Genomic DNA, 11,790 nt, shown 5'->3' on the forward strand with positions numbered 1-11,790 from the left:
GGCAGAATTGATCAAGTTCAATAGAGAGTACAAACAATACACAATGTCACCAATCTCTGCAGCCTTTCTTGTTCTTTTTGTGACTTTTTTTCTTTATCAATTTGTGGGAGGATTGTTTACTCTACAATTTGTTGGACTGGAAGTAACAAAAGAAAATGCCGGGCTGGTTCGACTTTTTACTTCAATCAGTCAAATTGTTTTTATGTTTTTTCTTACCATACTATTTGCAAAAGCGATTTATAATGATTTCACGAATACTTTTAGAGTAAGAAAAATTTATTCAGTTGAGTTGCTCTTTTCCATTCTGGGACTTGTTCTTATTATAATGGCTTCGCAAATATTTCTGTACATTCAATCCTATTACATCAATCTCGTAAAACAAAATTATCCAGTATTGAAAACCGTTTTTGATGCTATTGAGAAGTTAAGCGAGATGGTGGAAAAAACTTATTCTAATATTCTCTATATGGATAATTTCTGGGATTATCTTTCTATTGTTATTAGTGTTGCATTGGTTCCAGCTTTTTGTGAAGAATTTTTATTCAGAGGATTTGTCCAGAGTAGTTTTGAAAAGAGATGGTCAATCACATTGACAATTATCATCACTGCTTTACTTTTTGCTTTATTTCATTTTAATCCGTTTGCGATTGTTCCGCTTTTTGCATTGGGTGCATATTTCTCTTATTTGGTTTACCTGACTGATTCAATTTTTTATTCAGTAATTCTTCATTTCCTCAATAACTTTTTTACTATCACAATTTTTGCAGTGTACAGAACCGAGGATGTAATTTCGGCAAAGCCAGAAATTAATTATCCTTTAAGTTCGCTTTATTTGGGATTGATACTTCTTGTTTTTTTGTTTGGTTTTACAATGGTATTATTGAAAAAACAGGTCGACAAGAGAAAATTACAATTTAAGGAGAATGAAAATGAAAATATGCCCTAACTGTGCTTCTGAATATGAAGATAGCGTAAATATTTGCAGTGATTGCAATGTTGAGCTTGTGAGCAAAGAAGAATATGAAAAGTTGGAATCTAAATATTCAGATTGGGAAGAAGTATTTTCTTCACCTCAACATTACGAAGCCGAAATGGTTAAAACTAATCTTGAAAGCGCCGGAATTGAAGCGATGATTTTTGATCAAAAAGATTCATCTTTCCCGCTTGGAGGAGAACTCGGTGAAATAAAAGTTTTTGTTCCAAAAGATAAAGTTGAAGATGCTCGTTTAATTATTGAGAAACTTGAAAGTCAAACAGAAGGCGAAGAGGAAAGCGAATGACAAAATTTCCAAATTTATTTCAAAGAGTTCTGGTCAGTGTAATTGCAATTCCACTTATTTTGCTGATTGTTTACATTGGTAAAATTTATTTCACGATTTTTGTTTCAGCAATTATCTTACTTGCATTGTATGAGTTTTACAAATTATCTGAACACAAAGGAGCAAAGCCTGATTACATTTTTGGTTTTCTTTATTCAATTGCTGTGATTATAATTTTTTACACTAAAACATTTGATTACTTTCTTCCACTGACTTTTTTGCTTATTGTTTTTAGTTCAATATTTAATCTTACCAGAAAGGAGAACAATGCATTTTTGAATTTCGGAGTAACAGTTTCTGGTGCGATTCTTATTGCTGTATTTTATTCAACTTTGATAGGCATTAGAGAAAAATTTGTTCAAGATTATTCAAAAGGTGCGTTTATTATTATGACAATCTTAGCTGCCATCTGGATTTGTGATTCGGCAGCTTATTTTGGTGGAACTGCTTACGGAAAACATCGCTTGTTTGAAAGAATAAGTCCAAAAAAGAGTGTGGAAGGTGCAGTCTTTGGATTTGTATTTGCTATGCTTACGCTAATTGCAGGTAAATTGACAATCATAAGTTTCTTAAATTGGAATGATATTGTTTATATGGGATTGACAGTCGGTATAATTGGTCAAATTGGCGATCTTGTGGAGTCAATGTTTAAACGGGATGTTGGCGTCAAAGATTCCTCAAATATTCTTCCAGGTCATGGTGGAATATTGGATAGATTCGATAGTCTTTTATTTGTTTCACCATTCATTTATTTTTATTTGAACTATGCATACTAAAAACGGACATAAAAAAGTTAATTTAGTTTCACTCGGTTGTAGTAAAAATCTTGTCGATTCGGAAATTTTATTGCGTCAATTCCAATCTAATGGATTGGAAATAATCGAAAATTCAAAAAAGGCGGATTACATCGTCATCAATACATGCGGATTTATTAATGATGCAAAAGAAGAATCGATTCGTGCAATTTTAGAAGCTGTTGATTTGAAAAAATCCGGGAAAGTGAAAAAAGTCGTTGTAATGGGATGCCTTTCTGAACGATATAAATCGGAACTTGTTGAAGAAATTCCTGAAGTTGATGCATACTTCGGTGTGACAGATTACCGTGGTGTTTTAAGCGAACTCGGATTGGATTTGAAAAAAGAATTGCTTGGCGAAAGACTTATTACAACCCCAAAACATTTTGCTTACTTAAAAATATCTGAAGGGTGTGATAATCCTTGTTCTTTCTGCGCAATTCCTTTAATTAGAGGTAAACATCAGTCAAAACCAATAGAACAGGTTTTATCCGAAGCAGAATTTTTAGCAAAAAATGGTGCAAAGGAGATAATTTTAATTGCTCAAGATTCAACTTACTATGGACTTGATCTTTATGGGACGCGTCAACTGGCTGCTCTTTTGAAAGAATTAACAAAAATTGAAGGAATAGAATGGATAAGATTGCTTTACGCATTCCCCGCTAAATTCCCCGAAGAAATTTTAGATGTAATTGCTCAGGAAGAAAAGATTTGTAAATATATTGACATTCCATTCCAGCATATTTCAGATAAGATTTTAAAATCGATGCAGAGAGGGGTTTCGAAAAGACGAACTTACGAATTGATTGATCTCATTAGGAATAAAATACCCGAAGTTGCTATCAGAACAACATTAATTGTTGGTTATCCTGAAGAAGGCGAAAAAGAATTTCAGGAACTTGTTGATTTTGTAAAAGATGTAAAATTTGATCGACTTGGAGTTTTTACTTATTCGCAGGAAGAAAGTACAAAAGCATACGAGCTTGGTGATCCAATTCCACAGAAAGTAAAAGAAGAAAGAAAAAAGGAAATACTGAGAATTCAACAGGAAATTTCTCATCAAAAAAATCTTGAAAAAATCGGAAAAAGAATAAAAGTTTTAATTGATGAAAAAATTGATCAAAATGTCTTTTTAGGCAGGTCACAATGGGATGCACCAGAAGTTGATAACAGCGTCTTTGTTAATACGACGAAAAGCATTGAACCAGGTAACTTTTACGAAGTAGAAATAGATGATGCACTTGAGTTTGACTTAGCAGGACAGGTAATATGAAAACAAAAAAATTCTTAATCGCTTTTTTAATTTTGCTTCCAACTTCCCTGTTTGGTCAGGTTGAGAGTTTTAACTCAGCGGGGGTGAGAACTTTAATTCCTTTCTTTTACTTTAATGCATTAAACTTTAAAAGTGACGATCCAAATTTTACTCGTGTAGATCTTTACATTCAGGTTCCTTACACGCAATTAAGTTTTGTGAAAGAAGGGAATTTTTACATTGCCAATTATGAAGTTACAGCTGGTGTTTATGATTCAACTGAAAGATTGGTGACGGAAAAAATCTGGACAGAAAAAATTGTTTTAGGCTCTTACTCAGAATCTGTTTCAAGAAATGGAAGTAATATAAGCTCAAGATCATTTAGACTAAATCCTGGAAATTATAAATTAAGAGTTGCTGTTCAGGATAAAGAATCAAAGAAAAATGCAAATGCAACAGTTGATTTGAATGTCCGTGCCTTTAATGAACCTTTTGCCTTAAGTGATCTCTTGTTGATCACAAAATATTCTGAGATTGATTCAAAAAAGGAAGTCATCCCCAACATTACAAATAATATTGTATTTAGTGAGGGTGGATTTTATGTATTCTTTGAATTTTATAATCAATCACCTGATCAGAATTTTAGTATGAATTGTAAAATAACGAATTCAAAAGGCAAAGCAATTCTTGAGTTCAACACACCTTACACACTTCCATCTTCACGCAAACCAATTTTTTTGAAAGTGGAAAAGTCAGATTTCAGTATTGGTGAATACGTTTTAACGATTACCGCAAAATCCCTTGATAGTCTTGTTAAAGGAACTTACTCAGTTTCAAAACGAATCTTTTCAAGATGGGTTGGAGTTCCGAGAAGTATTGTGGATTTAAATAAAGCAATTGAGCAGATGATTTACATTACAAGTCGAGATAAAATAAACGAGCTGTTAAAGATTGAAGACCAACAACTCAAGTATGAAAAATTTATGGAGTTCTGGAAATCAAAAGATCCAACTCCAAACACAGAAGAGAACGAATTAATGGATGAATATTACGGCAGGGTTGAGTATGCAAATGAGCATTTCTCAACTTATCAGGAAGGTTGGAAGAGCGATATGGGAATGGTCTTCATTATTTTAGGTCCACCCAACAATGTCGAAAGAAGACCTTTCAACTATGATACTCCAGCTTATGAAATATGGGAATATTACACTCTAAATCGTAGTTTTATCTTTGTGGATTACACCGGCTTTGGCGATTACAGATTGATCAATCGAGATTTTTCTGAATGGTTTAAATATCGATAAACTTATGTTTGTTAATCCAGATATAACTATTGCAGGAACAATTGTTTTTGACATTTTCATTTCAGATTTCAGAAATTTTCCTTCAAAGGGACAGGCAATTGAAATTGAAAAATTCCCATACTTTACCGGTGGTTGTGGTGCAAATCCTTCCATTTTACTTTCAAAGCTTGGTGCAAGTGTTTCATTGATCGGAGCTGTTGGCAACGATCTCTTCGGAAATTTTATTCTTGATTACCTCAAGCAAAATAAAGTTGACACCTCCCTTATCAAAATTTCATCAAAGAATCCAACTTCTGCTTCACTCCTTTTTTTGAATGAAAAAAAAGAGCGAAGTTATTTCCATTCAGTTGGTGCAAGCAGAGAAATCGCAATTGGTCAAAAAGAATTACAGTTAATTAATCGATCAAAAATTTTTCACATAGGTGGAGTTAATCTTTTGCCTTCATTAGACGGCAAACCGATGGCTCAAATTCTCAAAAAAGTTAAATCAAAAAACATTACTACTTCCATAGATCTAGCCTGGGATGTGAAAAACAAATGGATGGAAAATTTAAAATATTCTTTGCCTTTCATCGATATTTTAATGGGCAATGAAGATGAAATTAAAGCTTTATCAAAATCGAATAAACTAAACACAACTATTGAATTTTTGCATAAAACGGGAGTGAAAATTATTGTTGTAAAATTAGGAAAGAAGGGTTCACTTATTTCGAAAGATTTTCTCCAGACATTTATTCCACCGTTTGATGTTGAGGTAAAAGATTCAACTGGTGCCGGCGATGCATTTGCTGGAGGTTTTCTTTTCGGACTTCTTTCAGGATTGAGTCTATATGACTCTGCAAGACTTGGCAATTACTTTGGTGCTCTTGTAACTACCGAAGTTGGTTCAACAACGGCGCTTACAAAATTCAATTCGTTTAAAATCAATAAAATTCTGAAAATCAATAAAATTCTTTTATGATACTAACGATTACACTTAATCCACTTCTGGAAAAAGTTCTTTTCTTTGATGAAATTATCAAAGGTCAGGTCAATAGAGCTAACAATGTAAAAATAAATGCTGGCGGGAAAGGGATTAATGTATCGCGACAATTAAATCATTTTAAGCTCGATAATCTTGCAATTGGTTTTCTTGGCGGTGATAATGGCAAAAAATTAAAGTCAATTTTATTCAAGGAACAAATTAAAAATTCTTTTCAGCAAATTTCCGATGAAACACGAGAAGGTTTTGTTGTTGTTGAAAATTCTAAAATTAGAGAAAGTTATTTCTTCCCAAATCCTGTTGTAAATTCAAAAGAAGTTTTTGAATTGATCGTGAGAACCAAAAAAGCAATTTTAAATTCTGAAATGATGATTATTTCGGGAAGTTCTCCCGACTTTGAATCAAAAGAAGATGAAATGATAATTTTTTCTGAACTCATTCCTTTTGCCGCTGATAATGATAAATTTACTCTGATTGATATTTATGGCAATCATCTACCTCAGGTTTTGGAATTAAAACCAATGATTGTTCATACAAATCGAGAAGAGCTTGAAAAATCTTTAAACATAAAATTTAATTCAGATAATGATTTGCTGAATTTTTTGGAGAATAACTGCCGAAAAGGAATAAAAATTTTTATTGTTACAAATGGACCTGAAAAATTTTTTGCGATCAATCAAGGCTTTGTTTATGAAGTAATTCCACCAGAAGTCGAAACGGTTAATCCGACTGGCAGCGGTGATGCTTTTATGGCTGGGTTCATTTATGGACTTCACAATAATCATCCATTCGAGGAAATTTTGAAATGGGCAACGGCAAGCGGTGCTGCAAATGCATCAATGTTTGAAGTTTGTGCTGCAGATCAAAGTCTTATAGAAGCTTTGAAAGATAAAGTGAGAGTGAAAAAGTTGAATTGAAAAGTCGAAGTCTGAATAAATTATTGGTTATACTATTATTCTTCTTTGCAGAGCTTACGCTTTCAGCTCAACAAAAATCTCTAATCCACTTCAAAAATTTACAATTGAAAAAAGATTTCTATTCTTCGCTAAAAGTTGAAGAAGATACAATTCAATTAAGCTTGGATTCGCTGCTGACATTTCTCAATAATTTCCTTCAACTAAAGGGTTACTATGATTATAAGATTAGTTTTGACTCGACCTATAATGATTCAGAGATCTTTTATTTTCTAAAAATTGAAGAGGGCAATAGATATTTAATTAAAAAAGTATCATCGATTGAGTCAGAATGTCCAGAAGAAGTTCTAAACGAAGTATCATCTATTTTTACCAATGCAATTTTAAATGAAGAAAATATTCGAAAAGCAGGCTGGGCAATTGTGGAAAGACTTGAAAACAGAGGGTATCTTTTTGCAGAGGTTAAATTTCAAAATTTTGAAGTCTTGGAGAAGGAAGTTAACAACATTTTGACAGAAATTATTTTTAATGTGAATTTGAACTCTCTAGCTAAGATTTCAAGAGTTGAGATTACTGGAAATAAATTTACCAATCGTGATGTAATTATTCGTGAAATGAGAATTTCGGAGAATGAACTTTTCACTCCACAGCTTTCACAAAAAGTTTTAAGAAGATTAAACAAACTGAATATTTTTTCGCAGGTAAACAATCCTGAATTTTTCTTTGATGACAGCTTAAAAGGAATTTTGAAAATAGAAGTTAAAGAGGGAAACACAAATTCATTTGACGGAATTTTAGGTTATGTTCCAGCTCCAACTCAAAAAGAAAAAGGTTATCTGACAGGTCAGGTTAATATCTCGCTCAGAAATTTATTCGGTACTTTGAGAGCTTTTTCATTGCGATGGAATAAATTAAGTCGTCTTTCGCAAGATTTAGAGATCAAATATTTCGAACCTTGGTTTCTTGGTTTTCCACTTAGCATTACTCCAATCTTTCAACAGTTCAAACAGGATACAACTTACATTCAAAGAACTTTCATCGGAAATTTTGATTTATCTCTAACTGAATCTTTTATGTTTCTATTTAATTTTTCGACTGGGCAGGTAATTCCTCAATCGAACTATTTTTCAAACAATGTGAACAGAAGTTCAATGTTTTCTTATGGTCTTGGAGTGTTGTACGACTCAAGGGATAATCCAATTTTTACAAAATCCGGTTTATTGTTCAAAACAGATTTAAATCAAATAATAAAAAAAGAATATCATCCCAATGAATTAAAAAAATACAATCAACAAAGAGGGAGTATTTCTCTATCAATTCACCAACCTATTTTTAGAAATCAAATTCTTTTCTGGGGTTTGAATGCAAAAATTATCACAGGAGATGGAATTTCAATTAGTGATTTATTTCGTTTCGGAGGAATGAATTCACTCAGAGGATATGAAGAAAATCAATTCAGCGGAAGCAGAATCTTCTGGATTAATTTCGAATATCGTTTATTTACAAATTTCACAGACTATCTCTCTGCATTTATTGATATTGGTTATTACTTTAGAAATATCTTGAATGAAAAAATTAGCAAGTTTAAGTTTGGTTATGGAGTTGGTGCTGCGTTTAATACAGGACTTGGTTTGTTCAGAGTTAATTATGCACTTGGTGAAGGTGATACATTTACAAGAGGGAAAATTCATTTTGGATTTGTAAGTTTATTTTAAAATGAAAAACATTTTTGATTACATAAGAATAATCAGACCTGTTAATTTTTTTATTGCTTTTTTATCGATTTATGTTTCTGTAATTATTGCAGACAAATCTCTTGCCTTTTCTTTCACATCTTTCTTTGGTTCTTTAGCAGGAGCTTTAATTGGCGGCGCTGGTATGGTTATTAATGATTATTTCGATTACGAAATTGATAAAATCAATCGACCCAAGAGACCAATCCCCTCAGGGAAAATTTCTTTGAGATCAGCACTTGTTTATTATTTCTTCTTAAATCTTGTTGCTTTAATTCTTGTCAGTCAAACCAACATTTACGCTTTCCTGATTGCATTGATTTCGATTGTTTTAATTTTCTTTTACAGTTATAAGCTTAAAAGCAAAGGTGTAATTGGAAATTTTGTTGTTGGATTTATGACTGGACTTGCATTTATTTATGGCGGAGTTATCGGTCGAAATATTGTTCCTTTACTCTTCCCATTCATTTTTGGTTTACTTATAAATTTTGCCCGCGAAATTTTAAAGGATGTTGAAGACATTGAAGGTGATAGAATAAAAAATCTCAGTACTTTCCCAATTATTTATGGTGAAAATACAGCTCTAAAGGTTTGTAATTTTCTTATTGTGCTCACTATCCTTTCTACATTTATACCTTATCTATTGAAGATTTATAATGTTTATTATCTATTAATAATCCTTTTCGGTGTTAATCTTCCGCTTGTTTATTCAATTAAGATTATTAAGAATAAACCAGATAGATTGAAATTGAGAAAAATCAGTCATTTAATTAAATATGAGATGATAATTGGTTTGATTGCTATTTACATAGGTATGAATTGAAAACTTTTCAGAAAATAGAAAAGAATTTATTTGAAAAAGGTTATCGTTTAATTGCTGGAGTAGATGAAGCTGGCAGAGGACCGCTGGCTGGACCAGTTGTAGCGGCTGCTGTTATTTTTGATAAAGATGTTGAGATTAACGGAATTAACGATTCAAAGAAATTGAGTGAAAGGGAAAGAGAAAAGTTAGAAATTGAAATTAAAGAAAAAGCACTTGCGCACTCGATTTTTATAGCTAATGTGGAACAAATAAATCAAATGAATATTTTGAGAGCATCACTTTTTGCAATGGAAAAAGCAATCCTTGAGCTAAAATTAATTCCAGAAGTAGTTTTGGTTGATGGAAATTTTAATTTGAACTTATCATTGGAAAATAGGCCAATTGTTAAGGGAGATTCGAAGTGTTTTTCAATTGCAGCGGCTTCAATACTTGCAAAGACATATCGAGACAGGCTGATGATCGAATTATCAGAGAAATATCCTGAGTATAAATTTCATAAGAATAAAGGTTATCCTACTCAAGAACATATTGAAGCAATCTTAAAATACGGTCCTTGCGAAATTCACAGGAAAAAATTTTTAAGAAAAATTTATGAGCGAAGAACAGAACAACAAGAAATCGAATTCTAAGAGTCTTGGAAAAAAGGGAGAGGATATTGCCGAAGAATTGCTTAGATCAAAAGGTTATCAAATTTTAAAAAGAAATTTCAGGTTCGGTAAAGGTGAAATTGATATAATTGCAAAAGATGGTGATTGTCTTGTCTTTGTTGAAGTGAAGTCAAGAAAAAATTATGATTTCGGTGAACCCGAGTATTCAATCACAAAATCAAAACAAAAGCAGCTTAAGAGAATTGCAGAAGGTTATTTTTATGTCAATGGAATAAATGAACAACTCTGTCGATTTGATGTGATTACAATCGTTGGTGAAAAAGAAGATGAATTAAAAATAAATCATATAGAGAATGCTTTCTTTTAGGAGGTTAATATGAATGGAATTGAACTTGTTTTGCTTGCTCTCGTTTTCTATTCTCTCGCTTATAAATTTTACGGATCTTTCCTGATTAAGAAATTCAAAGTAAGCGATGAAAATTTAACTCCATCACATACGATGTATGATGGGATTGATTATGTTCCAGCAAAAGCTCCTGTTTTACTTGGACATCATTTTGCATCAATTGCTGGTGCAGGACCTATTGTTGGTCCTGTAATAGCTGCGGGCTTTGGTTGGCTGCCTGTTTATCTCTGGATTATTCTCGGTGCAATTTTTATTGGTGGTGTTCACGATTTTTCTTCAATCATTGCTTCGGTAAGACATAAAAGTAAATCAATTGGTTTTATAATTGAAACCTACATTGGCGAAGGTGGAAAAAAACTATTCCTTCTTTTTGCCTGGGCAACTTTAATACTTGTGATTGCGGTCTTTACTATAATTGTTTCTGAAACTTTCGCTAACATTCCATCAGTTGCAACAGCTTCTACTCTGTTCATTTTCTTAGCGATTTTATTTGGGATGATGATTTACAGATTGAAAATGAACCTGACTGTAGCGACAATAATAGGACTAATTTTGATGGGACTTGCAATTTATATCGGGATGATTTACCCAATAAATTTAAGTAAAACAAGTTGGCAATTAATTTTGTTAGTTTATGTTTTTATTGCATCTGTCACACCTGTTTGGATTTTGCTTCAACCGAGAGATTATCTTAATTCATTTCTGCTTTATGGAGTTTTATTTGGAGGGTTAGTTGGTGTTTTCTTCACAAAGCCGGAAATTAATCTGCCTGCATATAATACTTTTAGTCTTGAAAAAGTTGGATATCTTTTCCCTGCTTTGTTTGTGACAGTTGCCTGTGGAGCAATAAGCGGATTTCATTCTTTAGTCGGAAGTGGGACAACAGCAAAACAATTAAACAAAGAAACTGATGCACGAATTGTTGGTTATGGCGGAATGCTGATAGAAGGATTACTAGCAGTTTTGTCTTTAACTGCTGTTGCTTCAATGGCTAGTGAAGAATTTTTTGAAATATTGAAAACCAAAGGGGCGGTTCCTGCATTTTCGATGGGAGTTGCGAAATTTCTAAATTCAATTCCATTTCTCGGTATTTCAATTGAAACAGGAAAAACATTTTCGGCTCTCGCAGTTTCAGCATTTGCATTAACATCACTCGATACTGCAACGAGACTTGCTAGATATGCATTTCAAGAATTTTTTGAGATTAATACCAAACAAGCTGAAAAAGAAAGTAATAAAATTTTAAGCAATCGTTTTGTGGCTACAGCGATTACAGTCGCCGTTGGAGCTGCTCTGACTTTCAGTGGACAGTCAATGTCAATTTGGCCAGTTTTTGGGAGTGCCAACCAATTGCTTGCTGCACTCGCTTTGCTTGCACTCACAGTTTATGTTGCATTTTTAAAAGAGAAAAAATTTTTTGTAATGATTCCTATGTTCTTTATGTTTACTGTTACATTGACTGCTCTTGCAATGTTGATTTACACTAACTTTGTGACAGATCATTATGTATTATCATTCATTTCGGTTTTATTATTTATCCTTGCTGTTTTACTTGGAATAAAAGCTTATCAGGTTCTAAATAATCAAAAAGAACAATTTGCTAGAGCTGAAAATTATGGTGTTGTTGAAAAATGAATTTTGAGTATCTGGAACAA

General features: G+C 32.5%; 12 protein-coding genes. All 12 read left to right on the plus strand.

What is annotated here, in order from left to right:
- Window positions 1-7: 7 nt before the first annotated feature.
- From HPY57_06840 to HPY57_06895, 12 genes are read left to right on the plus strand one after another with little or no spacing between them, the layout of a single operon-like run.
- The gene (locus HPY57_06840; protein ID NPV11488.1) at window positions 8-946 is read left to right on the plus strand and encodes a CPBP family intramembrane metalloprotease; all 939 of its coding nucleotides are present in this window, start codon (window positions 8-10) and stop codon (window positions 944-946) included.
- Window positions 930-1,280: a DUF2007 domain-containing protein gene (locus tag HPY57_06845; protein NPV11489.1), complete on the plus strand. Its 351-nt coding sequence runs from the start codon at window positions 930-932 to the stop codon at window positions 1,278-1,280. Before HPY57_06840 ends, HPY57_06845 begins: the two co-directional genes overlap by 17 nt.
- Window positions 1,277-2,095, plus strand: coding sequence for a phosphatidate cytidylyltransferase (locus HPY57_06850; protein NPV11490.1), 819 nt, complete (start codon window positions 1,277-1,279; stop codon window positions 2,093-2,095). The genes HPY57_06845 and HPY57_06850 overlap by 4 nt, the downstream gene beginning before the upstream one ends.
- Window positions 2,085-3,386: a 30S ribosomal protein S12 methylthiotransferase RimO gene (rimO, locus tag HPY57_06855; protein ID NPV11491.1), complete on the plus strand. Its 1,302-nt coding sequence runs from the start codon at window positions 2,085-2,087 to the stop codon at window positions 3,384-3,386. The genes HPY57_06850 and rimO overlap by 11 nt, the downstream gene beginning before the upstream one ends.
- Complete coding sequence (locus tag HPY57_06860) at window positions 3,383-4,669, plus strand: GWxTD domain-containing protein (protein ID NPV11492.1); 1,287 nt, start codon at window positions 3,383-3,385, stop codon at window positions 4,667-4,669. The genes rimO and HPY57_06860 overlap by 4 nt, the downstream gene beginning before the upstream one ends.
- Before the next feature lie 4 nt (window positions 4,670-4,673).
- On the plus strand, window positions 4,674-5,630 hold the full coding sequence (locus HPY57_06865) for a carbohydrate kinase family protein (protein ID NPV11493.1): 957 nt from the start codon (window positions 4,674-4,676) through the stop codon (window positions 5,628-5,630).
- Window positions 5,627-6,568 (plus strand): 1-phosphofructokinase family hexose kinase, encoded by a 942-nt coding sequence (locus tag HPY57_06870; GenBank protein ID NPV11494.1) that lies wholly within the window; start codon window positions 5,627-5,629, stop codon window positions 6,566-6,568. Before HPY57_06865 ends, HPY57_06870 begins: the two co-directional genes overlap by 4 nt.
- 23 nt (window positions 6,569-6,591) lie before the next feature.
- Window positions 6,592-8,280: a BamA/TamA family outer membrane protein gene (locus tag HPY57_06875; protein NPV11495.1), complete on the plus strand. Its 1,689-nt coding sequence runs from the start codon at window positions 6,592-6,594 to the stop codon at window positions 8,278-8,280.
- Window position 8,281: 1 nt separating this feature from the next.
- Window positions 8,282-9,121, plus strand: coding sequence for a geranylgeranylglycerol-phosphate geranylgeranyltransferase (locus HPY57_06880; GenBank protein NPV11496.1), 840 nt, complete (start codon window positions 8,282-8,284; stop codon window positions 9,119-9,121).
- Window positions 9,118-9,750, plus strand: a complete 633-nt coding sequence (locus HPY57_06885; protein ID NPV11497.1) for a ribonuclease HII — start codon at window positions 9,118-9,120, stop codon at window positions 9,748-9,750. Before HPY57_06880 ends, HPY57_06885 begins: the two co-directional genes overlap by 4 nt.
- Entirely contained in the window at window positions 9,713-10,096 is a 384-nt protein-coding gene (locus HPY57_06890; protein ID NPV11498.1) for a YraN family protein, read from the plus strand. The genes HPY57_06885 and HPY57_06890 overlap by 38 nt, the downstream gene beginning before the upstream one ends.
- A 9-nt stretch (window positions 10,097-10,105) precedes the next feature.
- The gene (locus tag HPY57_06895; GenBank protein ID NPV11499.1) at window positions 10,106-11,770 is read left to right on the plus strand and encodes a carbon starvation protein A; all 1,665 of its coding nucleotides are present in this window, start codon (window positions 10,106-10,108) and stop codon (window positions 11,768-11,770) included.
- The last annotated feature ends 20 nt before the right edge of the window (window positions 11,771-11,790 follow it).

Source organism: Ignavibacteria bacterium (genome assembly GCA_013177855.1).
Taxonomy (GTDB): Bacteria; Bacteroidota; Ignavibacteria; order Ch128b; family Ch128b; genus Ch128b.

What these genes read in the sequence shown, in the direction of transcription:
- HPY57_06845 (NPV11489.1), top strand. Translation starts at nt 930, where the DNA reads ATGAAAATATGCCCTAACTGTGCTTCTGAATATGAAGATAGCGTAAAT.
- HPY57_06850 (NPV11490.1), top strand. Translation starts at nt 1,277, where the DNA reads ATGACAAAATTTCCAAATTTATTTCAAAGAGTTCTGGTCAGTGTAATT.
- rimO (NPV11491.1), top strand. Translation starts at nt 2,085, where the DNA reads ATGCATACTAAAAACGGACATAAAAAAGTTAATTTAGTTTCACTCGGT.
- HPY57_06860 (NPV11492.1), top strand. Translation starts at nt 3,383, where the DNA reads ATGAAAACAAAAAAATTCTTAATCGCTTTTTTAATTTTGCTTCCAACT.
- HPY57_06865 (NPV11493.1), top strand. Translation starts at nt 4,674, where the DNA reads ATGTTTGTTAATCCAGATATAACTATTGCAGGAACAATTGTTTTTGAC.
- HPY57_06870 (NPV11494.1), top strand. Translation starts at nt 5,627, where the DNA reads ATGATACTAACGATTACACTTAATCCACTTCTGGAAAAAGTTCTTTTC.
- HPY57_06880 (NPV11496.1), top strand. Translation starts at nt 8,282, where the DNA reads ATGAAAAACATTTTTGATTACATAAGAATAATCAGACCTGTTAATTTT.
- HPY57_06890 (NPV11498.1), top strand. Translation starts at nt 9,713, where the DNA reads ATGAGCGAAGAACAGAACAACAAGAAATCGAATTCTAAGAGTCTTGGA.
- HPY57_06895 (NPV11499.1), top strand. Translation starts at nt 10,106, where the DNA reads ATGAATGGAATTGAACTTGTTTTGCTTGCTCTCGTTTTCTATTCTCTC.